The 20,969-nt window shown below is 66.3% G+C and carries 18 protein-coding genes; 15 read left to right on the top strand and 3 right to left on the bottom strand.

What is annotated here, in order from left to right; genetic code table 11:
• Positions 1 to 5 precede the first annotated feature (5 nt).
• Positions 6 to 650, top strand: coding sequence for a TetR/AcrR family transcriptional regulator (locus KYC_RS02190; protein ID WP_008158384.1), 645 nt, complete (start codon positions 6 to 8; stop codon positions 648 to 650).
• Between the two features lie 17 nt (positions 651 to 667).
• Here the strand turns inward: KYC_RS02190 and KYC_RS02185 are convergent, their stop codons facing one another.
• On the bottom strand, positions 668 to 2,674 hold the full coding sequence (locus KYC_RS02185; protein ID WP_043517327.1) for a helix-turn-helix domain-containing protein: 2,007 nt from the start codon (positions 2,672 to 2,674) through the stop codon (positions 668 to 670).
• Between the two features lie 187 nt (positions 2,675 to 2,861).
• On the opposite strand from KYC_RS02185, the gene KYC_RS02180 reads away from it, so the two are divergent.
• The 7 genes from KYC_RS02180 to KYC_RS02150 are packed head-to-tail and all read left to right on the top strand — an operon-like array spanning position 2,862 to position 9,558.
• Positions 2,862 to 4,163 (top strand): ABC transporter substrate-binding protein, encoded by a 1,302-nt coding sequence (locus KYC_RS02180; protein WP_008158382.1) that lies wholly within the window; start codon positions 2,862 to 2,864, stop codon positions 4,161 to 4,163.
• A gap of 24 nt (positions 4,164 to 4,187) precedes the next feature.
• Positions 4,188 to 5,093, top strand: a complete 906-nt coding sequence (locus KYC_RS02175) for a branched-chain amino acid ABC transporter permease (protein WP_008158381.1) — start codon at positions 4,188 to 4,190, stop codon at positions 5,091 to 5,093.
• A complete protein-coding gene (locus tag KYC_RS02170; protein ID WP_008158380.1) occupies positions 5,093 to 6,049 on the top strand; it encodes a branched-chain amino acid ABC transporter permease in 957 nt (318 codons plus the stop codon). The genes KYC_RS02175 and KYC_RS02170 overlap by 1 nt, the downstream gene beginning before the upstream one ends.
• A complete protein-coding gene (locus tag KYC_RS02165; protein ID WP_043517324.1) occupies positions 6,046 to 6,801 on the top strand; it encodes an ABC transporter ATP-binding protein in 756 nt (251 codons plus the stop codon). The genes KYC_RS02170 and KYC_RS02165 overlap by 4 nt, the downstream gene beginning before the upstream one ends.
• Entirely contained in the window at positions 6,798 to 7,556 is a 759-nt protein-coding gene (locus tag KYC_RS02160; protein ID WP_100148242.1) for an ABC transporter ATP-binding protein, read from the top strand. The genes KYC_RS02165 and KYC_RS02160 overlap by 4 nt, the downstream gene beginning before the upstream one ends.
• A complete protein-coding gene (locus KYC_RS02155; RefSeq protein WP_008158377.1) occupies positions 7,556 to 8,785 on the top strand; it encodes a CaiB/BaiF CoA transferase family protein in 1,230 nt (409 codons plus the stop codon). The genes KYC_RS02160 and KYC_RS02155 overlap by 1 nt, the downstream gene beginning before the upstream one ends.
• Complete coding sequence (locus KYC_RS02150) at positions 8,785 to 9,558, top strand: enoyl-CoA hydratase/isomerase family protein (protein WP_008158376.1); 774 nt, start codon at positions 8,785 to 8,787, stop codon at positions 9,556 to 9,558. The genes KYC_RS02155 and KYC_RS02150 overlap by 1 nt, the downstream gene beginning before the upstream one ends.
• Positions 9,559 to 9,615: 57 nt before the next feature.
• On the opposite strand, the gene KYC_RS02145 is transcribed toward KYC_RS02150, so the two are convergent.
• Complete coding sequence (locus KYC_RS02145) at positions 9,616 to 10,200, bottom strand: hypothetical protein (RefSeq protein ID WP_008158374.1); 585 nt, start codon at positions 10,198 to 10,200, stop codon at positions 9,616 to 9,618.
• Between the two features lie 374 nt (positions 10,201 to 10,574).
• Here KYC_RS02145 and KYC_RS02140 point away from each other — a divergent pair, with 374 nt between their 5' ends.
• The 6 genes from KYC_RS02140 to KYC_RS02115 all read left to right on the top strand — a co-directional run bounded on the left by KYC_RS02140 (position 10,575) and on the right by KYC_RS02115 (position 19,192).
• Positions 10,575 to 11,288 (top strand): gluconate 2-dehydrogenase subunit 3 family protein, encoded by a 714-nt coding sequence (locus KYC_RS02140; protein ID WP_043517322.1) that lies wholly within the window; start codon positions 10,575 to 10,577, stop codon positions 11,286 to 11,288.
• Between the two features lie 3 nt (positions 11,289 to 11,291).
• The gene (locus KYC_RS02135) at positions 11,292 to 13,067 is read left to right on the top strand and encodes a GMC family oxidoreductase (RefSeq protein ID WP_008158372.1); all 1,776 of its coding nucleotides are present in this window, start codon (positions 11,292 to 11,294) and stop codon (positions 13,065 to 13,067) included.
• A 12-nt stretch (positions 13,068 to 13,079) separates the two neighbouring features.
• Positions 13,080 to 14,399, top strand: coding sequence for a c-type cytochrome (locus KYC_RS02130; RefSeq protein ID WP_008158371.1), 1,320 nt, complete (start codon positions 13,080 to 13,082; stop codon positions 14,397 to 14,399).
• A gap of 289 nt (positions 14,400 to 14,688) precedes the next feature.
• On the top strand, positions 14,689 to 15,243 hold the full coding sequence (locus KYC_RS02125) for a P-loop nucleotide/nucleoside kinase family protein (protein ID WP_008158370.1): 555 nt from the start codon (positions 14,689 to 14,691) through the stop codon (positions 15,241 to 15,243).
• Positions 15,244 to 15,278: 35 nt separating this feature from the next.
• On the top strand, positions 15,279 to 16,925 hold the full coding sequence (locus tag KYC_RS02120) for a VRR-NUC domain-containing protein (protein ID WP_008158369.1): 1,647 nt from the start codon (positions 15,279 to 15,281) through the stop codon (positions 16,923 to 16,925).
• On the top strand, positions 16,922 to 19,192 hold the full coding sequence (locus KYC_RS02115) for a helicase C-terminal domain-containing protein (RefSeq protein WP_008158367.1): 2,271 nt from the start codon (positions 16,922 to 16,924) through the stop codon (positions 19,190 to 19,192). The genes KYC_RS02120 and KYC_RS02115 overlap by 4 nt, the downstream gene beginning before the upstream one ends.
• 12 nt (positions 19,193 to 19,204) lie before the next feature.
• Here the strand turns inward: KYC_RS02115 and KYC_RS02110 are convergent, their stop codons facing one another.
• Positions 19,205 to 19,567, bottom strand: a complete 363-nt coding sequence (locus KYC_RS02110; protein ID WP_050814822.1) for a group III truncated hemoglobin — start codon at positions 19,565 to 19,567, stop codon at positions 19,205 to 19,207.
• 228 nt (positions 19,568 to 19,795) lie between these two features.
• On the opposite strand from KYC_RS02110, the gene KYC_RS02105 reads away from it, so the two are divergent.
• Positions 19,796 to 20,851, top strand: a complete 1,056-nt coding sequence (locus KYC_RS02105; RefSeq protein ID WP_008158364.1) for an RNA methyltransferase — start codon at positions 19,796 to 19,798, stop codon at positions 20,849 to 20,851.
• Positions 20,852 to 20,969: the final 118 nt, after the last annotated feature.

The following is a 20,969-nucleotide window of genomic DNA, read 5'->3' as shown; positions in this document are numbered from 1 at the left end:
ATTCCATGTCGTCCAAAGCCCCAACTACCGCCGTTGCCCGTCCCCCCAAGCGCCTGACCGACCGCAAGCGCGAGGACATCGTGCGCGCTGCGGTGGAGGAGTTCCGGACCGCGGGCTACGAGGCGACCAGCATGGATCGCATTGCGCTGGCGGCAGGTGTTTCCAAACGCACGGTCTACAACCATTTCCCCAGCAAGGAAGCGCTGTTCTCGCTGATGCTGGAACAGCTATGGGCCAGCAGCGCGGCCAGCGTCGATGTGGCTTATCGGGCGGATCTGCCGCTGGCGCAGCAGTTGCGGCAGCTCCTGATGCAGAAGCTGGAGCTGCTGGGCGATGCGAGTTTCATTGATCTTGCGCGGGTCGCCATGGCCGAGATCATCCACGCGCCGGACCGCGCCCAGGACATCGTTTGCCGCATGGACGAGAAGGGCAGTGGGGTGACGGCCTGGATACGGGCGGCCATCGACGATGGGCGCCTCGTCGAGGTGGATCCCGCTTTCGCGGGCCATCAGCTTGAAGGGCTGGTGAAGAGCTTTGCGTTCTGGCCGCAGGTCACGCTGGCGCAGCCGCCGCTGGCGAAGGCGGAGCGTGAACGGGTGGCGGATTCCGCCGTGGGGATGTTCCTGGGGTTTTACGGCCGAGGCGACTGAACTCTATCGGGCGCGGCTTATCCCGCATCCGCGCCGTTCGCTTCCTTCGCGTTCCCGTCAGCCGTTGATCCGGGCAGGCCCCGGCGCAGCCGGTGCAGGCGCAGCGCCACGTGCAGCTCCAGGAACCGTCCTTCCTCGCGCCACCCGCTCAGCATGCCGTCGACCGTTTCCAGCCGTTGCCGCAAGGTGTTGACGTGTATCTGCAGGTGGTCGGCGGTGGACTTGGCGTTCTGGGCGTGTTCCAGGTAGGCCAGCAACGTCTCGGCCAGGCCCGTGTTGCGGCGGCGGTCGTGGGCGACGAGTTTGCCGACGGCGGCGTCGATGAACCCGGACACGTCCGCCACCTGGCGTTGTTCGAACAGCAGCGAATACATCGATAGTCCCGCTTCGGCCGCCAGTTCGCGGGTCCGGCCCAGCGCTTTCAGGATGTCGATGCCACGCTTGAGCGACTTGAAGCAGTTCGGCAGCGCATCCGCCCGGGGCAGCGTGGCGGAGGCCACGCCCAGCGCCGTCAGGCGTTCGTCCGCGAGCAGCGTCTCGTGAAGCGTGCGCTCCAGCGATTCGAAGGCGCTGTCGGCGCAAATGGCGACAAGGAAGCCTTCGACGTTCTCAAGAAGGGCGCCGCGCGGAATGTGCGCGCGCACCCGGCGCAGGGCGTATTCGATGTTCCGTTCTTCGACGCTCATGACCGCCATGCGCAGCGGCTCGGACAGGTTCAGCCCGAGGGGGCTGGCCCTGGACTGGAGCACGGACAGGCTTTCCTGTTGCCAGCTCACCAGTGCGCGGATGGTGGCGGCCGACGCGGAGCTGGCCGCCAGTTCGCTGCGCTCTTGCGACAGCAGGACGACGCCGGCAACCAGCCCGCTGCGTTCAAAGGTGCGGACCTGCGTGGGCGTCATGGGGCCGTCGGAAGCGATCAGGAGCGCGCCCAGCAGTCGGTCCGCGCCCATGAGTGCGGTGGCGCGGACGTGGATATCGGCGGCGCAATCGACCTCGTGCGATCTGCCTGTGCGGCGGCATGCGGACAGGGCCTGGTGGACAGCATCCTGCACGCGGGTGTCCTGCAACAGCGAGTCCAGCCGGTCGCACGCCGCGGTGCGCAGGATGGGGCGTTCGGCTTCGTCCAGCAGGGCGATATGGCCGCCGAGCCGCGCGGCCACCATGTTCAGGAGATCCAGCACGGAGCAGCCGCTGGCGACCAGCTTGGTCATCTGCTCCTGCGCTTGCGCGGCGGCCTCGATTTCCGTGGCTTGGCGATGCAGTGAGGCATTGGCTTCGCTGGCGCGTTGCAGGGCGACCTGAGCCTCTTGGAACAGGCGCGCGTTTTCCATGGCGATGGCTGCCTGCGCGGCCAGTGTGGACAGCATGGCGATCTCCCAGGGGGCATGATGGCGCGGCTCCCTGTCACAGATGCACAGTACGCCGATGCAATGGTTGCCCACCATGAGGGGCGCGCCTAGCAGGGATTGCACGCCTTCGTCTTTGATCGCAAGGTCGATGCCGTTGTCATGCGCAAACCCGGCGTCCGTGAGGTAGTTGCTGCAGTGGTACGGCGTCTTGTGCTTGAGGACGTGCCCGCAAATGCCGTGGTCGGGCGGCACCCGGACGTTCTTGAAGCGTTCGGAGATCGCGCCGTCGGTCGCCCGGATGTAGAAGTCGTTCCGGACACGGTCGAAGTTGGTGAGATAGCCGATGTCCGACGCGAAGATCTGGCGGGCGCGCCTGACGATGGCGCCCAACACCAGCTCCAGGTCGCGGATGGCAGTCAGGTCATTGACGCTTTCCAGCACTACCAGCAGGCTTTTCTCCCGACGCTGCTGCTGGTTCTGCTGCTCGCATATCGCGGCGGCCGCGCGAATGCTGCTCGCCAGCATCGTCCGCAGGGCGGGGTCGCCGACGCTGGCTTCGGCGCGTTCCAGCATCTGGTCGTAGTCCCGGGCGCTGGCGCTTCGTTCCAGCATGGACAGCAGTTCGGCTTGGATCGCCATGGCGTCCCGCGTTGCCGGCATGGGGAGTTCCCGCATGAGGATCTTCCTTGGAAAAGTTCAGTGAAAACCCTGGGTGAACCTGCTTCGTAGACGGCCGCTTGTGTTTATAGGACATAAGAATGTCCAGATCATGTGTACTTCGTACATGGTTCTTCGCCTCTCCAGACTTCATTATTCACTTACTAAAACACATTATCAGTCTGAAGGCTGAGGAGACAAACCGATGAAATCGCTAGCCAGAATCCTGGGCGTGGGCGCCGCCCTGCTTGCGCTGTCCGCGACGTCGATCGCGCAGCAAACCCGTCCCGCCGAACTCAAGCTGGGCATGAGCACTTTCATGACGGGCTCGGCCTCGGTGCTGGGCGCGCCGGCGAAGGTGGCCGCGGACATGTGGATTGAGGAGTTCAACGCCGCTGGCGGCATCGACGGTGTCAAGCTCAAGCAGACCTGGATCGACGAAGGGCAGGGCGCGGAGAAATTCCTGGCTGAATACCGGCGCCTGGCGCAGGAGCCGGGCGAAAAGCTGATGCTCTCGGCGATTTCCAGCGGCTACTGCAACGCGCTGGCGCCGGTGGCTGAGGACCTGAAGGTCGTCAATATCCTGTGGGAATGCTCCAGCGAAAAGGTGCTGGAGGAGCGGCGCTATCGCTATGTGTTCCGCACCGGGCCGAACGGCACCATGGAAATGGTGGCGGCGGTGCTGCATCTGCTGAGAACCAAGCCGGACTTCAAGACGCTGGCCGTGGTGAACCAGGACTACGCCTGGGGCCGCGATTCGTGGGAGGTGTTTCGTCACACCCTGCAGGCGCTCAAGCCCGACGTCAAGATCGTGGCCGAGCTGTTTCCGAAGTTCGGCGCCCCGGACTTCTCCAGCGAGGTGACGCGCCTGCAGGCCCTGCGTCCGGACGTAGTGCTGTCGACGGCCTGGGGCGGCGACCTGGATACGTTCCTGCGGCAGGCATCCCAGCGCGGGCTGCTGAAGAGTTCGCAGTTCGTGCTGCCGCTGGCCGATTCGTCGCTGGAGCGGCTGGGCGACGCCGTGCCGCCCGGCGTTATCGTGGGCTTCGTGGGGGATGGCTACTTCGCGGACCCGCAGTTCGCGGGTGATCCCGAAGTGCGCGCCTTCGTGCAGAAGTTCAAGCAGCGCACCGGCGCTTACCCCAACTTTGCCGTCTATCACATGATCCAGGCCCTGAAGGCCGCGACGGGCGCGTACAAGAAGGCGCTGGCGGACAACGGCGGCGCCTGGCCGACGGCGGATCAGCTGGCAGCCAGCCTGCGTACGCTGGAATACCGCGGGCTGTCGCGTCCCATCCGCATGCGCGAGGACGGGCAGGCGCTGCAGGGCCAGCTCTATGGCGTCACGCGTAAGGACGCCTCGCAGGGCTTCCCGGTCGTGGGCGAACTGGCGTTCTATCCGGCGGATATCGTGGCGCCGCCGGTCGGTCAGAAGTCGGTCGACTGGGTCAAGACGCTCAAGCCCGATCTGCTGCGGAACAGCCAGATCCAGCGCGTTGGCAACTGAAATCCCACAGCGGCCCTATCTGTCATGGATTTCAATCTGCTCTTGCTGGCGAGCGTGGACGGCGTGTCCTACGCGAGCCTGCTTTTTCTGATCTCGCTGGGATTGACGCTGATCTGCGGCGTGTTCGGCGTGATCAACGTGGCGCACGGCAGCCTGTATGCCTTTGGCGGCTACAGCGCCGCCACGCTGCTGGCCTGGCTGGCTCCGCACAGCACCTCTACGCCGCTGATGGCGGCCTCGCTCTTCGTGGCGGCGGCGCTGATCGGCGGATCGCTCGGCATGCTTCTGGAGCGGGGACTCCTGCGCCATTTCCAGGATCGCGATCCCGTGCTGCAACTGCTGGTGACCTTCGCGGCGTTCATGGTGCTGGAAGACGTGCAGCGCATGATTTGGGGAGCCACTCCCGTCAACGCGGGCGAGCTGGCCGCGCGCATGGGGACGACAGAACTGGCCGGCGTGACCTTCATGAACTATCAGCTGCTGTTCGTGCCGGCCGTAGCGCTCGCCGCCTACGCGGGGCTGCAGTTCCTGCTGAAGCATTCGATCGCGGGCCGGCAGATCGTGGCGGTCATCCATCACCGTGAGGTCGCCACGGCGCTGGGCATCAATGCGGCACGCGTCGGCATGCTTACCTTCGGGCTGGCCGGCGCGCTCGGCGCGCTGGGCGGCGCCCTGTCGGTGCCATTGACGTCGTTTGTGCCAGGCCTGGGCGCCGAAATGATCGTGACGTCCTTTGCAGTGATCGCGACGGCGGGCCTGGGGCAGATCACCGGCGCGCTGGTGGCCGCGCTGCTGATCGGCCTAGCCCGCGCGATGGCCGTTTACACGTTTCCCGAGCTGGAGGTTGTGATGCCTTACCTCATGATGGTCGCGGTGCTGCTTGTGCGCCCGCATGGCCTTTTTTCCGCCGCCACGGCCCGGAGGATCTGATGCTGAACTTCATTGTTCGAGCGGCGGCGGCGTCGGCGTTCTTGCTGGCGCTTGCGGTGTGCTGGTTTTGGCCGGGGTTGCGCGTGCCAGTCACCGGCTTCCTGTGTGCGGGCCTGGCTGCCCTGGGCTTGACGGTGCTGTTGCGGGCGGGCCAGGTGTCTTTCGGCCATGCGATGTATGCGGCCATCGGCGGCTATGCGGCCGCATTTACGGCCCGGAACTTCCCGGGCGCGGACACCCTTGTCGTTGTGGGCGCCGGCGTGCTGGCCAGCGTATGCGCCGGCGCGATCGCCGCGGCGTTCGTGTCGCGCTACCGCGGCATCTTCTTCGGGATGCTCAACCTGGGCATTTCCATGGTGTTGTTCGCGCTGGCCGGCAAGCTGTATGCCTGGACGGGCGGCACGGACGGCCTGCGCTTCGAGCGTCCAACGCTGCTGGGCCTGACGCTGGATCGCGGCGAATTCGAATTCGGGGTGCTTGCGCTCGCCCTGACGCTGGCGGTGGCGCTGGGCGTGATCGTGCAGCGCTACTTCGATTCGACGGCCGGCCAGGTGATGCTTGCTATCCGGACCAACGAAACCCGGCTGGAATACATCGGCGTGTCGGCGCGGGCAACGCTGGCGCAGGGCTATGTCCTGTCGGCGGCGCTGGTCGGGCTTGCCGGCGCGCTACTCAGCGTGGAGCAGGGATTGGTGACGCCCGAAAGCGGCTACTGGATACGATCGGGCGAGTATGTGTTTATCGCAATTCTGGGCGGGTCCGGTCACGCTATCGGCGCGTTCTTTGGGGCGGCCGTTTTCGAGACCATCAAGCTGGCTGCGGCGGTGTACTTCACGAATGCCTGGCAGATGCTGCTTGGATTGACGCTGATCGCCGTTATTTTCTTCGCCCCGACGGGCATGGTCGGGTGGCTGGTGCAGGCCCGGACCCGCATTGCCGCCGGAGGCGCCCGATGAGAGCCGACCGTACTGAACTGTTGCGCACCGAAGGGTTGACCCTGCGCTTTGGCGGCGTAAATGCGGCCGACCAGATCGACTTCGCGCTGAACCACGGCGAGCACCTGGCGGTCATCGGCGCCAATGGCGCCGGGAAGACCACGTTCATCAATATCTGCACCGGCTATCTGAAGCCGTCGAGCGGCAGGGTGTTCCTGGAAGGGACCGACATCACGCGCCATGGCCCCAGGCAGATAGCAAGGCTGGGCGTGGGCCGCTCGTTCCAGTTGCCCCAGCTGTTCCAGGACCATACGGTGCGGCAATGCCTGGAGCTCGCTTCCGCCAGCCGGCAGGGCCGGCTGTCCCGCTGGACCGCGCTGTCCCGCTCGGCCGACCAGAAGGCGGTTGCCGAAATGCTGGAACTGGTGGAACTGGCGCGGTATTCGGCCTATCCGACGACGGTGCTGCCGGAAGGCCACCGCAAGCTGCTCGACGTCGCGATCGCCCTGATGCTCGAACCCAAGCTGGTCATCATGGACGAACCCACCAGCGGCGTCGCTTCCGAGGACAAGCATGGCGTCATGCAGACGCTGATGCGGGCGCTGACGCTGCGCAAGGTCACCAGCTGGTTCGTCGAGCATGACGTGGACATCGTCCTGAAGTACGCGACGCGCGTGGCGGCCTGGATCGACGGCCGCATCGCCGCCGATAGCGAGCCGAAAGCGGTTTTCGCGGACCCGGTGGTCCGCCGTGAAGTGCTGGGGGTGCGATGACTCTGCATATCCAGGCAATGAATGTGGACCTGGCAGGCCATGCCGTGCTGCGGGGCGTCGATGTCCGCCTCGAGGCGGGGCAGACGGTGGCGGTGGTGGGCAGGAACGGCGCCGGCAAGACGACGCTGCTGCGCGGCATCATGGGCTTGGTGAGGCCCCGGTCCGGCCGGCTGCTGCTGGACGGCGAGGATATCGCGCAACGGCCGGCCTCGCGCCGGGCGTCGCTGGGTTTCGGCTATGCGCCCGAGGACCGCGTGATTCTGCCCACGCTGACGGTCGAACAGAACATCACGCTGCCGTGCGAGGTGCTGAAGGTGCCTGCCCGCGAGATCCGGCAGCGTCTGGACGCCGTGCTGGGGGGCGTGCCGCAGTTGAAGGCGCTGCTGCCGCGTTCGGGTGCGGCCTTGTCGGGCGGTCAGGGAAAGATCGTGGCGCTTGCCCGCGCGCTGATGGTCGGTACGCGCTTCGTGCTGCTGGACGAACCATTTCAGGGCCTTGCGCCGGCGCTGGCGCGCCAGTACGGCGATTCGCTGCGTGCGCTGCGGGCCACGCATCCGCATCTCTGCGTGGTGGTGACCGAGTCGAACGCTTCCTTGCTGGAGGACGTGCAGAGCAGGACGCTCTACATCGAGCGCGGGCATGTCGCGAATGCGCAGCCCGGGGACGATTGCCGCGGCGGCCACGTCGTCCCGGCCCCTGAATTCGAGCCCATGGAGCCAATGTCCATGGGCGCAGCATCGGAGGAAACAAAGTGATGGATGATCTGGCGCGTCTGCCGTTGGGAGAGGGTCCGCTGAAGGGGCTGGTGGTGATCGATGTGACGCGGGTCGTGGCAGGTCCGTACTGCACGATGATGCTCGCCGATCTGGGGGCCACGGTGATCAAGATCGAGAATCCGGCCGAGCCGGACTATGTGCGGACGTTCCCGCCGTTTGTCGCGGGAGCGCATGGGCAGGCCAGCGCGTTCTTCGGCCAGTACAACCGCCACAAGCTGGGCGTGAGCCTGGACCTGAAATCCGAGGACGGCCGGTCGCTGCTGCGCGAGCTTGTCGCCAAGGCGGATCTGCTCGTGGAGAATTTCCGCCCGGGGACCATGGCGCGCATGGGGCTGGACTACGAGTCGCTGAAGGAAAGCAATCCTCGGCTGATTTACGTCTCGATCAGCGGCTTTGGCCAGACTGGGCCCAATGCCCGGCGGCCGGCCTATGACAACAGCGCCCAGGCGACGGGCGGGCTGTGGTCGCTCAACGGCGAGCAGGGCAAGGCGCCGCTGCGCGTGGGCACCATCATTGGCGACCTGTCGGCCTCGTTCTATGCGGCCATCGCCGCGCTGGCTGCCGTCATCGACATGCGCAGCTCCGGCAAGGGCCAATTGGTGGACGTGGCCCAGCAGGATTCGGTCGTCACGCTGACGGAGCACGCGATCGTCAACTACACCGTCGACGGCATCATCGGCGAACCCCTGGGCAACGACCATCCTTTCGTCAAGCCCTATGGCCAATATGCCTGCAAGGACGGCTTCGTTTTTTTCGGCGCGTACACGGACAAATTCTGGAGCGAAGCGTGCCGGCTGTTCGGAGAGCCGGAACTGGTCGCCGATCCGGAGATCGCGACCATGGCCCAGCGTTTCGATCCGGAGATCTACGCGCGGCGGGTGCTGCCCATTGTTTCCCGGTGGTGCGGCGCGCGCACGAAAGCCGAGCTGGAGGCGCTTGCCGGCGACATCATTCCGGTGACGCCCATCAAGACCATCGCCGAGGTGGTGGACGATCCCCACCTGAAGGCCCGAGACATGTTCGTGCCGGTGGAAATCGACGGCGCGAAGGTCCAGGCCTTCGGCAGCCCCATGAAATTGTCCCGCACGCCCGTGCGGGCGCGAGGTTCGGCGCCGGGTTTCGGCGAGCACAACGAGATCGTCCTGAAGGGCTGGCTGGGCGTGGACGCCGCCGACTATGACCGCTACGTGGCCGAAGGAGTCGTGTGATGGGCATCACTTATTCGGTCAGCGAGGCGATCGCGCACATCAGCTTCAACCGCCCTGAAAAACTGAACGCGCTGACGCTTGCCATGTATGACGCGCTGGGCGAGGCCTTCGTGCGCGCGCAGGACGACCCCGACGTGCGCGTCATCCTGCTTGGCGGCAGCGGCGATCGGGCCTTTTGCGTGGGCGCGGACCTGGGCGAGTCCATTCCGGCGCTGGCCGAAGGGCGCTTCGACATATCGGAATGGGACGGCGCGCATATCAAGCAGGCCGGCTTCCATAAGCCCGTGGTGGCGGCGGTCAATGGCCTGTGCCTGGGCGGCGGTTTCGAGATCATGCTGGCCGCCGATATCCGCATTGCCGCAGACACCGCCGTCTTCGCGCTGCCCGAAGCGTCACTGGGTTTCGTGCCGGCAGGCGGCACCCTGGTGCGGCTGGTGCGGCAGATTCCGTTCGCGCTGGCCATGGAGCTGATGCTGACCGCCGAGCGCTTTCCGGCCGCCCGGCTGGCCGAAATGGGCCTGCTGAACCGTGTGGTCGCGCCCGATGAACTCGAGTCCGTTGCGCTGGAGTATGCCCGCGCGATTGCCCGCAAGGGGCGGGTGGCGGTGTCAGTCATCAAGGAAGCGGCGTTGACGCTGGGGCATCTTTCGCTGGACGAGGCGTTCCGCCGCGAGGCGATTCTGGGGCAGCGCGCGTTCACCAGCGATGAAGCGAAAGACGGCCTGCGGCGATTCCTGTCCCGCGATCGGGCTGTCCGGCCCAAGCCGGGTTGAGTCGATGCGTTTGGCAAGGGGCGGGGCGCGTGGCCAGAACCCCTGGCCGCCTGCGGCTTAGAACAGGTTCAGCGCCCGAGCCACCCACAGCCCCAGGCCGATGGCGATGCCGATCAGCAGGGTCCTGCGCAGGCCGCCGCCGGAAGGGACTGCGCCCGGCGCGAGGCCTGTCTGCGTTTGCTGGCTGGCGGCGCGCTGGGCGTCCGACGACGACGCGGCGCTCGCCGGGCCGGCATCGGGGCCTTCGGTCTCGATCGTAAAGGCGGGTTTCGCCTGGTGGCCGGGCAATGCATTGGCCAGATTATGGGAGTCCACGCCCGCGTTCCTGAGCATGTCCCACAAGCCTTCCATGCCCTGGCCGTTGCGCAGTGCCTCGATGCGTTCGCGATCGGCGCGCGGGACTTCGTCCAGGCTGTCGTAGCGGCGGCCGTTGAGCGTTACGGCGCCGTCGTTGATCTCGACGGTGTAGGTTTTGCCGTTTTCAGTGCCCGAATAGCTCCATTGCTCGCTGATCGTCGCGCCGTCAATCCCGCCTTCCAGCAGCGCTTCGATGTTCTTGCGTTGTTCGGGGGTGAGGTCCGTGGTGGAGCTCCAGCTACGCGTGGTCGTCGAACTGCGCCAGGTCTTGGTGTTGTCGTTCATCGTGCGATGGGTTCGTGTTTTGCGTGTGGGCAATCATGAGTGCCGGCGCGGCTGAATCGACGCGCCGTGCCGCGCAAATATACCGAATCCGTTCACCTTGCTGTCAGAAAAGCCCGCATTTTCGGGCTTCTTACGTTGTCCTTAATGCAAAAGACTTTTCCATGTCAACAAAATCGAACTGATATGGTCGTTTGAGCAGATCAGACGCGTTTAAAAGCGCATAATTCGGGCACCTGCTCTTACGTCCCTTTTCCAAGACCAGGTTTGATCTTCAGCAAGAAAAGAGCGTGTTGTCTCTAGCTCGGCAGTTCGTGTTTCCAGGTTTCATGTTCGGTAGCGCGCTAGGACAACTTGGAGTATTCACGGAGATGTCCATGACAGATGACGCAAAGCCGCGCCGGCGGTTTCTGCAGGCGATGGCCATTGTGCCAGCATCGACGCTGGCGGTAGGCGGCCTGACCGCCGGCTGTACCAACGCCGCCGACGGCAAGGCCGCGCAGGCGGCCAAGCCCTACGAGCCCACCTATTTCACCAAGGCCGAATGGGCCTTTATCGTTGCCGCGGTGGATCACCTGATTCCCGCCGACGAGTACGGCCCGGGCGCGATCGCGGCCGGCGTGCCCGAGTTCATCGACCGCCAGATGGAAACGCCTTTCGGCCACGGCAAGCTCTGGTACATGCAGGGTCCGTTCCATCCGGACCAGGTGCCGGAACTGGGCTACCAGATCAACCAGAATCCGCGCGAGGTCTACCGCCACGGCATCGAGGCCTGTGACGCCTGGTGCGTGAAGACGCACGGCAAGGTGTACGCCGAACTCGACAAGTCGCTGCAGGAGCAGATCCTGAAAGACCTGCAGGCTGGCAAGATCGTGTTCGAGTCCGTGCCGTCCAAGACTTTCTTCAGCTTCCTGCTTTCCAACACCAAGGAAGGGTTCTTTGCCGATCCGATCTACGGCGGCAACAAGAACATGGTGGGCTGGAAGATGGTGGGCTTTCCCGGCGCGCGCGCCGACTTTATGGACTGGGTCGACCAGCCCAATGTGAAGTACCCCTATGGCCCCGTGTCTATCTCTGGGGAGAAGGGTTAAATCATGGCGATCAAGAAAGATAAAGTTGATGCGGTGCTGGTCGGGTTCGGCTGGACCGGTGCGATCCTGGGCCAGGAGCTGACCGAAGCGGGCCTGCAGGTGCTGGCGCTGGAGCGCGGCGGCATGCAGGACACGCCCAAGGACGCCGAATACCCCAAGGTGATCGACGAACTGAAGTACTCGGTGCGCGGATACCTGTTCCAGGATCTGTCCAAGGAAACCGTGACGATCCGCCACGGCGTGGACGACGTGGCCGTGCCGTACCGCCAGAATGGCTCGTTCCTGTTGGGTACGGGCGTGGGCGGCGCGGGCTTTCACTGGAACGGCATGCACTACCGCGTGCTGCCCGAAGAGCTGGAACTGCGCACCCGCTACGAGACCCGCTACGGCAAGAATTTCATCCCGGAAGGCATGACCATCCAGGACTTCGGCGTGACCTATGACGAACTGGAGCCGTACTTCAGCAAGTTCGAGTATGTCTGCGGCACGTCGGGCAAGGCCGGCAACCTGAACGGCAAGATCGTGGAAGGCGGCAACCCGCTGGAAGGCAAGCGCAGCAAGGAATTCCCGCTGCCCCCGCTGGCCACGACCTACGGCGCGTCGCTGTTTGACAAGGCGGCACGCGAAGTGGGCTTCAATCCGTATCCCACGCCGGCCGCCAATGCCTCCGGCCCCTACACCAATCCGTACGGCGTGCGCCTGGGGCCCTGTAATTTCTGCGGCTTCTGCGAGAACTACGGCTGCTACATGTATTCGAAGGCCTCGCCGCAGACCACCATTCTGCCGGTGCTGCTGAAGAAGCCCAACTTCGAACTGCGCACGCAAGCGCAGGTGATCAAGGTCAACCTGGATTCGACCGGCAAGAAGGCCGTGGGCGTGACCTACATCGACGCGCAGGGCCGCGAGATCGAGCAGCCCGCCGACCTGGTGATCCTGTCGGCCTACCAGATGCACAACGTGCGCCTGCTGCTGCTGTCGGGCATTGGCAAGCCGTATGACCCGAAGACCAACGAAGGCGTGGTCGGCAAGAACTACGCGTACCAGATGAACGGCGCGGTCAACGTGCTGTTGCCCAAGGGCACCCAGCTCAACCCCTTCGTCGGCACCGGCGCGGGCGGCGTGGGCATGGACGACCTGAACGGCGACCAGTTCGACCACGGCCCGCTGGGCTTCGTGGGCGGCGCCAGCATCCGCCACGTGCGCTACGGCGGCCGTCCCATCAAGCAGACGCCGACGACGCCGGGTACCCCGACCTGGGGCACGGCCTGGAAGGCCGGCGTGCAGGACGCTTACCAGCGCTTCATGACGATCGGCATTTCCGGTTCGGTGATGTCGTACCGCGACGCCTACCTGTCGCTTGATCCGACCTATAAGGACGCCTATGGCCAGCCGCTGCTGCGCATGACGTTCGACTGGCACGACAACGAGTTCGACATGCTGGGCTACATGGGCAAGCGGATGGAGACCGTGGCCAAGGCCATGAATCCCGAGAAGCACTTTGTGGCGGTGCGCAAGAAGGGCGCGCGCTACGACACGCGCGTCTACCAGAGCACGCACAACACGGGCGGCGCCATCATGGGCACCACTCCCAAGGAAAGCGTGGTCAACAAGTACCTGCAGAGCTGGGACGTGCCGAACGTGTTCGTGATGGGCGCCTGCGTGTTCCCGCAGAACATGGGCTACAACCCGACCGGGCTGGTGGGCGCGCTGGCGTACTGGGCCGCGCAGGCCATCCGCGATCAGTACCTGAAGAACCCCGGCCCGCTGGTCCAGGCTTAAGGAGACGGAACAATGATTAAGCAGACCATTGTTGCGGCCTTCTCGGCCCTGGTCGCCAGCGCCGCGTTTGCCGCGGACGGCACGCCGGCTTCGACCGATGCGCAGATGATCAAGCAGGGCGAGTACCTGTCGCGCGCCGGCGACTGTATTGCCTGCCACACGGCCAAGGGCGGCAAGCCCTTTGCCGGCGGCCTGGGGATAGATTCGCCGCTGGGCATGATCTATTCCACCAACATCACGCCGGACAAGGAAACGGGCATCGGCAATTATTCGTACGAGGACTTCGACCGGGCCGTGCGCCACGGCGTGGCCAAGGACGGACATTCGCTGTACCCGGCCATGCCGTACACGGCCTACGCCAAGGTCACGCCCGACGATGTGAAGGCCCTGTACGCCTACTTCATGCACGGCGTCGAGCCGGTGAAGCAGGAGAACAAGGACACCGACATCATCTGGCCGATGTCGATGCGCTGGCCGCTGACCGTGTGGCGCTGGATGTTTGCGCCGGACGTCGCGACGGCTCCCGTCACGGCGGACCTGAGCGGCGCCGACAAGCAGGCGTTGCTGCGCGGCCAGTACCTGGTCGAAGGTCTGGGCCATTGCAGCACCTGCCACACGCCGCGCGGCGTGGCGTTGCAGGAAAAGGCGCTGACGGACGCGGACGGCTCGGCCTTCCTGTCGGGCGGCGTGGTGGAAGGCTGGCTGGCCAAGAACCTGCGCGGCGACGTCACCGACGGCCTGGGCAGCTGGAGCAAGGAAGACATCACGACCTTCCTGAAGTCCGGCCGCAACGGCCATTCCGCGGCCTTTGGCGGCATGGCCCAGGTGGTCGAGGAAAGCACGCAGCACCTGACCGACGACGACCTGAACGCCATCGCGGTGTACCTGAAGAGCCTGCCTCCGGTGAACAAGGACGCCACCAAGCCGCTGGCCTATGACGAGTCCGTGGCGCAAGCGCTGCGCACCGGCAAGGACAAGGGCGACGGCGCCATGGCCTTCCTGAACAACTGCGCGGCCTGCCACCGCAGCACCGGCAAGGGCTACTCGGAAACCTTCCCGCAGCTGGCGCTGAGCTCGACGGTGAACTCGGCCGATCCGGCCTCGCTGATCCACATCGTGCTCAAGGGCGCGCAGATGCCGGGCACGGCGTCGGCGCCGACGGCGTACGCGATGCCGGGCTTCGATTGGCGCATGACCGACAAGGAAGTCGCCGACGTGGTGAGTTTCGTGCGGTCGAGCTGGGGCAACAAGGGGGCGGCTGTCAGCGCCTCGGATGTGGCCAAGGTGCGCAAGGAGATCGGCGCGGCGCCGCAGCCGGTGCGCGCGCAGTAAAGCCGATAGCGACTTGATCGGCCGTCCCGGCGCATCGTCGCCGGGGCGGCAGACGGCGCCGGAAAGCCCAGGCATTCCGGCGCCGTTTTTCATGGTGCGATTTGACAGGCGGCGGGCAAGGGCGCAAGCTGCACCTTATGTCCAAGACCCGCGCCCCGTTCGCTTTGATTATTACCACCATCGGACAGATGGTGGGCTAGCGCGCAGTCGGACATCGCTACACAAACCCGCCAAGAGGCGGGTTTTTTGTTTTCCGCCTCCTGGAATCGCCGTCTTACAGGAGCCCCGCATGTCTTCCACCGAATCTTCGACCTTCGACGCCGCCACGCCCACGCTGCACTTCCTGTGCGGCAAGATCGGCGCGGGCAAGTCCACGCTGGCCGCCCGGCTGGCGGCGCGTCCCCGGACGCTGCTGCTCAGCGAAGACCGCTGGCTGGCGGCGCTGTATCCGGGCGAGATCGTGGACGTGACGGACTACGGGCGCTGCGCCAGCCGGTTGCGCAACGCCATGGGCAGCCATGTTGCGGCGCTGGCGGCGGCGGGGCTGTCGGTGGTGCTGGATTTTCCCGCCAATACGCGGCGCAGCCGCGAATGGCTGCGCGCGGTGGCGGTTGAGGCGGGGTGCGCGCACCAGTTGCATTATCTGGACGTGCCGGACCCGGTCTGCAAGGCGCGGCTGCGCGCCCGCAATGCCGCGGGCGAGCATCCTTTCCAGACCAGCGATGCCGAGTATGACGCGATCACGGCGTATTTCGTCGAGCCCGACGAGAGCGAAGGGCTGCGCATCGTCAAGCATGCATGGCAGGAGGACGGCCAGGACGCGGCGGCGGGCGGGCTGCTATGATTACTGGATAAATAAACAGCTATCCGGCGCCGCCGATGCTCCCCCCGCACCGTTACTACTACCTGCACAATTTCCAGCGCGCGCTGGCGTGGGTCTTTGACCGCTACGCCGATCTCCTGGACGACGCCGACCGCCGCTTCCTGGCGGATTTCGCGGCGCTGCCGCAGGCGTCGCAGGCGCTGATGGTGCGCATGCTGATGCGCCGGGGCCCCTGGTTCCGGTCCAGCCGGCTGGTCTACGAAGAGATTCCGGCCATCGAAGCGGCCGCCGCGCCGCTGCTGGCGTTGGGCTGGCTGGACGCGGCAGCGCCGATGACGCTGGACGAATTGTTCGGATTGCTGACCAAGCCCGAACTCGTCCGCCTGGCCTTGCTTCCGGCGGCGGCAAAGCCCGCCGCGCGCAAGGCCGAACTGCTCGAGACGCTGCGCCCCGTGTATGCCGACGCGCGCCCCTACCGAGGCTGGAATCCGGATTCGATCGAAGCCGTCTGGCGCGTGACGGTGGGGGACCGCTGCGAACGCCTGCGCCTGATGTTCTTCGGCAACCTGCACCAGGACTGGTCGGAATTCGTGCTGGCGGACCTGGGCGTGTTCCAGTACGAAGCCGTGCCGTTCGACGGCGCGTCGCGCGCCTTTCAGACGCGTGCCGACGTGGACTGCTATCTGGCGCTGCACGCGTGCCGGCAGGCGCTGGACCAAGGCGCCGATGTCGACGTCTTGCTGCGGGCCGCGCAGGATTGCGCCAGCGGCAACGCCTGGCTGGAAAAGCGCCGCGCCAAGGTGCTGTTGCGGATCGGGCAGGCCTGCGAGCGGGCCCAGGACTGGGAGGCCGCGCAGCGCGTGTACGCCTGTTGCGATTATCCGGGCGCCCGGCACCGCCGCATCCGCGTGTATGAACGGATGCAGCGGTTCGAAGACGCGATGGCGCTGGCCTTGCAGTCGGCAAGCGCGCCCGAAAGCGAAGAAGAAAGCCAGCGCGTGGCCCGCATGATGCCGCGGCTGCGGCGCGGGCTGGGGCAGGGCGCGCCGGCGCGAGCCGCTGCGCCGGTCGTGCCGCGCACCGACCTGGCGCTGGCGCGCCCGGGGCAGCCTTTGTCCGTGGAATACGTCGCGCGGGATCACCTGCATGACGACGATGCGCCGGTGCATTACGTCGAAAACGCGCTGATCAATTCGCTGTTCGGGCTGCTGTGCTGGCCCGCGGTGTTTGCGCCGCTGCCGGGCGCGTTCTTTCATCCGTTCCAGCGCGGCCCGGCCGACCTGGACGCGCCGGACTTCTACGCGCGGCGCCAGGCGCATTTCGAGGACTGCCTGGCCCAGCTGGATACGTCCGCCTATCGCGACGTCATCCTGCGCCGCTATGCCGAAAAGTTTGGCGTGCAGTCGCCGTTCGTGTTCTGGGGCGCCTTGTCCGAACCGCTGCTGGCGCAGGCGCTGGATTGCCTGCCGGCCGCGCACCTGAAGCTGTTCTTCGCCCGGCTGCTGCGCGACGTCAAGGCCAATCGGACCGGGCTGCCGGATCTCGTGCGCTTCTGGCCCGCCGAACGCCGCTATGAACTGATCGAAGTAAAGGGGCCGGGCGACAAGCTGCAGGACAACCAGATCCGCTGGCTGCAGTATTGCGTCGCGCATGGCATGCCGGTGCGCGTCTGTCACGTCAGCTGGCTGGAGGGCGCGGCATGAGCTACGCGGTGGCGGTGCGCGCGCTGTGCGAATTCACGGCCCGGGCGGGCGATCTGGACCTGCGCTTCACGCCCGCGCCCAGCGGGCTGGAGGGCATGGCGGGCCACGCGGTCGTGACGGGCCGGCGCGGGTCCGACTACGAAACCGAGGTCCCCTTGTCTGGCGCCTTCGAAGGCCTGCTGGTGCGGGGCCGCGCCGACGGCTACGACCCGGCCGCCAACCAGCTCGAAGAGATCAAGACATATCGCGGGCAGATCGACAGCGTGCGCGAAAATCACCGCGTGGTGCATTGGGCGCAGGCGCGGGTATACGGCCATTTGCTGTGCCAGGCCCGCGGGCTGCCCAGCCTGCGGGTGGCGCTGGTGTACTTCAATGTGGCCACGGAAGAAGAGACCGTGCTGGTGGAAACGCACCAGGCCGCCGACCTTGCCGCTTTTTTCCAGGAACAGTGCGGGCGTTTCCTGGCCTGGGCCAAGACCGAGCTGGCCCATCGCCAGGCGCGCGACGACGCGCTGGAAAAGCTGGCGTTCCCGCACGGCGAGTTCCGCGCCGGCCAGCGTGAGCTGGCGGTGGCGGCCTATCGCACGGCGCGCGATGGCGGCTGCCTGATGGCGCAGGCGCCCACCGGCATCGGCAAGACGCTGGGCACGGTCTTTCCGCTGCTCAAGGCCAGTCCGGGCGCGGGACTGGACAAGATGTTCTTCCTGGCGGCCAAGGGTTCCGGACGCGGCCTGGCGTTGCAGGCGCTGGAGACGGTCAACGCCCAGCCCGCGGCGCCCGGCTTGCGGGTGCTGGACCTGCAGGCCCGCGACAAGGCCTGCGTGCATCCGGATCTGGCCTGCCACGGCGATTCCTGCCCCCTGGCGCGGGGCTTTTACGACCGCCTGCCCCAGGCGCGCGCCGCCGCGCTCGAGCACACGCGCCTGGACGCGCCCGCCGTGCGCGCCACTGCGCTGGAACATGAGGTCTGTCCGTACTACCTGTCGCAGGAACTGATTCGCTGGAGCGACGTGGTGGTGGGCGACTACAACTATTACTACGATTCCACGGCGATGCTGTACGCGCTGACGCAGGCGCACCAGTGGAAGGTGGCGGTGCTGGTCGACGAGGCCCACAACCTGGTGGACCGCGCGCGCCGCATGTACACCGGCGAACTGGACCAGGACCGCCTCACGGCGGCCCGCCACGCGGCGCCCAAGGCGCTCAAGAAGACGCTGGACGGGCTGCATCGGTCCTGGAACGCCCTGAACAAGAAGCAGGCCGAACGCTACCAGGCCTACGAGGCCGCGCCGGCGGGGGTGCTGGCGACCGTGCAGAAGGCGGTGGCGGCCATCACCGAGTACCTGGGCCAGACGCCGCTGGCGCAGGACGATCCGTTGCTGGGGTTCTACTTCGATGCCCTGCATTTCATGCGGCTGGCCGAGCAGTTCGGCTCGCATGCGCTGTTCGACGTCACGCAGAGCGAAGCGGCGTTCGCCGGCGCCAAGACGCCGCCGTCCGTTCTGTGCGTGCGCAATGTCATTCCCGCGCCATACCTGGCCGCGCGCTACGCGGGGGCGCACGCCACGGTGCTGTTCTCGGGCACGCTCAGTCCGCAGCAGTTCTACCGCGACACGCTGGGCCTGCCCAGGGACACGCCGTGGATCGACGTGGCCGCGCCATTCCAGGCCGAGCAACTGGCGGTGAGGGTGGTGGGCAATGTGTCGACGCGCTTTCGCGACCGTGAGCGCTCGCTGGCGCCCATCGCGGACCTGATCGCGCGCCAGTATGCCGAACGGCCGGGCAATTATCTGGGGTTCCTGAGCAGTTTCGATTACCTGAAGCGCGTGGCCGACCTGATGCGGCAGCGCCATCCGCAGGTGCCGATCTGGCTGCAGACGCCGGGCATGGATGAACCGGGGCGCGCGGCGTTTCTGGCGCGCTTCACGGAAACGGGGCAGGGCGTGGGCTTCGCGGTGCTGGGCGGCGCCTTCTCGGAAGGGGTGGACCTGCCGGGCAAGCGGCTGATCGGCGCGTTCATCGCCACGTTGGGCCTGCCGCAGGTGAACCCCGTGAACGAAAACATGAAGCGCGCCATGGACCAGCGCTACGGTGAAGAAAACGGCTACGACTACACCTACCTGTACCCCGGCATGCAGAAGGTGGTGCAGGCGGCGGGCCGCGTCATCCGCACCGAGCACGACGTGGGCACGGTGCATCTCATTGACGACCGCTACCGCCGCGCCAAGGTGCGCGGGTTGCTGCCGGGCTGGTGGCGGGTGGACTGATCCGGCCGTGCGCTACGCGGGCCGCAGTTCGGTCAGCGGCTGGCTGGGATCGCGCGACAGCTGATACCCATACCAGAGGCTGCGCGCCATGCGCTTGGCCATTTCCTGTGCGGCGTCGGCCAGCGCGCGGTTGGGCAGGGCGTCGGTGGTTTCGCCGAACAGCGCCAGCCAGCGTTCGAAGAGTTCGGCCTTCAGGTTGGGCATGGCCGCGTGCTTGGGCATGGGCATCCCCGCGAAGCGCCGGGTGCCCAGCAGCACCGCGGACCAGAAATCGGACAGCGTTGCCAGGTGTTCGTCCCAGTCGTGAATCATGCCATTGAAGATGGGGCCAAGCGCCTCGTCGGCGCGCGCCTTGCCGTAAAAGGTGTGGACCATGTCCTGGATTTCGGCTTCGGTGCAGAGGTCGGCGGGGGTAGTCAAGATCGTCTCCGGACGGTGGGCAGGAGGCGATCTTAGGGCGGGCGCAGAGCCTTGCGGTTTGATCTGGCTCAAGCGCCGCAGCGGAATTTACGCGGACACCGGCGCGGCCAGCTGGTCAGCCCAGGGGCGGACGGCCTGGCCGTCCGGCGGCCTGTCCCGCGGACGGGGTAAAATCCGCTCCCCATGCGCTTTTCCGACTTTGACCGACGCCTCGCCGACCTCGGCGCCCAGCCCATCCATCGCGGGCGGGTTGTGCGTGTCTGGCTGAACGGACAGGCGCTGGATACCGGCACCCGGCGGCGGTCCGCCGCGGACTTTCTGCCGCTGACGCTGCGCAACGCGCTTCCCGCCCTGACGGCGGAACTCGATGGCCTTGCGCGCGTCCGCTCCGAACACGCTGGCAACGACGGCTCGCGCCTGCTCGTCGAGCTGGCCGACGGACAGATGGTGGAAAGCGTGCTGCTGCCGCGCGACGGGCTCTGTGTGTCGACCCAGGTCGGCTGCGCGGTCGGCTGCCGATTTTGCATGACCGGCAAGAGCGGCCTGATCCGCCAGGTCTCCAGCATGGAAATCCTTGCCCAGGTCGTGCTGGCGCGCCGGATGCGCGCGGTGAAGAAAGTCGTCTTCATGGGCATGGGCGAGCCTGCGCACAACCTCGATAACGTGCTCGAAGCGATCGACCTGCTGGGCACCGAGGGCAATATCGCGCACAAGAACCTTGTGTTCTCCACCGTAGGCGACCTGCGCGTGTTCGATGCGCTGCCGCGACAGCGGGTCAAGCCCGCGCTGGCGCTGTCGCTGCACACGACCAAGGCCGGATTGCGCGAACACCTGCTGCCGCGCGCGCCCAGGATCGCGCCGGACGAATTGATCGAACTCGGCGAAAAATACGCCCGCGACACCGGCTATCCGATCCAGTACCAATGGACGCTGCTCAAAGGCGTCAACGACGGGGACGACGAACTCGACGCAGTCCTGGGTTTGCTCAAGGGCAAATACTGCGTGCTCAACGTCATACCGTTCAACAGCCTGGAAGGGGCGGACTACGAGCGTCCCGACCCCGAGCGTATCCGCCACGTGGTCCGCTATGTGCACAGCCGTGGCGTGCTGGTCAAAGTGAGGAACAGCGCCGGGCAGGACGTGGACGCCGGCTGTGGCCAGTTGCGCGCCCGTGCGGTCGGCGCGGAGCGCGTGGTCGAACTGCGCCGCCCGGTCGCCATCAGGCCGGTAGCCGCCTAGCGCCGCGTTTCACCGATCGGGCGCGGATTTGCGTAGTATTGTCGCCAAGCGCAGGCGGGTGGCCGCCGCGCGTTCAATGACAATGCGCGCGTCCGGCTGGCCCGAGGCGCCGCCAGGA

The sequence above is a fragment of the Achromobacter arsenitoxydans SY8 genome, assembly GCF_000236785.1.
GTDB lineage: Bacteria > Pseudomonadota > Gammaproteobacteria > Burkholderiales > Burkholderiaceae_B > Achromobacter > Achromobacter arsenitoxydans.
This window is presented reverse-complemented; position numbering and strand designations above follow the sequence as displayed.

What these genes read in the sequence shown, in the direction of transcription:
- KYC_RS02190 (WP_008158384.1), top strand. Translation starts at nt 6, where the DNA reads ATGTCGTCCAAAGCCCCAACTACCGCCGTTGCCCGTCCCCCCAAGCGC.
- KYC_RS02185 (WP_043517327.1), bottom strand. Translation starts at nt 2,674, where the DNA reads ATGCGGGAACTCCCCATGCCGGCAACGCGGGACGCCATGGCGATCCAA.
- KYC_RS02180 (WP_008158382.1), top strand. Translation starts at nt 2,862, where the DNA reads ATGAAATCGCTAGCCAGAATCCTGGGCGTGGGCGCCGCCCTGCTTGCG.
- KYC_RS02175 (WP_008158381.1), top strand. Translation starts at nt 4,188, where the DNA reads ATGGATTTCAATCTGCTCTTGCTGGCGAGCGTGGACGGCGTGTCCTAC.
- KYC_RS02170 (WP_008158380.1), top strand. Translation starts at nt 5,093, where the DNA reads ATGCTGAACTTCATTGTTCGAGCGGCGGCGGCGTCGGCGTTCTTGCTG.
- KYC_RS02165 (WP_043517324.1), top strand. Translation starts at nt 6,046, where the DNA reads ATGAGAGCCGACCGTACTGAACTGTTGCGCACCGAAGGGTTGACCCTG.
- KYC_RS02160 (WP_100148242.1), top strand. Translation starts at nt 6,798, where the DNA reads ATGACTCTGCATATCCAGGCAATGAATGTGGACCTGGCAGGCCATGCC.
- KYC_RS02155 (WP_008158377.1), top strand. Translation starts at nt 7,556, where the DNA reads ATGGATGATCTGGCGCGTCTGCCGTTGGGAGAGGGTCCGCTGAAGGGG.
- KYC_RS02150 (WP_008158376.1), top strand. Translation starts at nt 8,785, where the DNA reads ATGGGCATCACTTATTCGGTCAGCGAGGCGATCGCGCACATCAGCTTC.
- KYC_RS02145 (WP_008158374.1), bottom strand. Translation starts at nt 10,200, where the DNA reads ATGAACGACAACACCAAGACCTGGCGCAGTTCGACGACCACGCGTAGC.
- KYC_RS02140 (WP_043517322.1), top strand. Translation starts at nt 10,575, where the DNA reads ATGACAGATGACGCAAAGCCGCGCCGGCGGTTTCTGCAGGCGATGGCC.
- KYC_RS02135 (WP_008158372.1), top strand. Translation starts at nt 11,292, where the DNA reads ATGGCGATCAAGAAAGATAAAGTTGATGCGGTGCTGGTCGGGTTCGGC.
- KYC_RS02130 (WP_008158371.1), top strand. Translation starts at nt 13,080, where the DNA reads ATGATTAAGCAGACCATTGTTGCGGCCTTCTCGGCCCTGGTCGCCAGC.
- KYC_RS02125 (WP_008158370.1), top strand. Translation starts at nt 14,689, where the DNA reads ATGTCTTCCACCGAATCTTCGACCTTCGACGCCGCCACGCCCACGCTG.
- KYC_RS02120 (WP_008158369.1), top strand. Translation starts at nt 15,279, where the DNA reads ATGCTCCCCCCGCACCGTTACTACTACCTGCACAATTTCCAGCGCGCG.
- KYC_RS02115 (WP_008158367.1), top strand. Translation starts at nt 16,922, where the DNA reads ATGAGCTACGCGGTGGCGGTGCGCGCGCTGTGCGAATTCACGGCCCGG.
- KYC_RS02110 (WP_050814822.1), bottom strand. Translation starts at nt 19,567, where the DNA reads ATGGTCCACACCTTTTACGGCAAGGCGCGCGCCGACGAGGCGCTTGGC.
- KYC_RS02105 (WP_008158364.1), top strand. Translation starts at nt 19,796, where the DNA reads ATGCGCTTTTCCGACTTTGACCGACGCCTCGCCGACCTCGGCGCCCAG.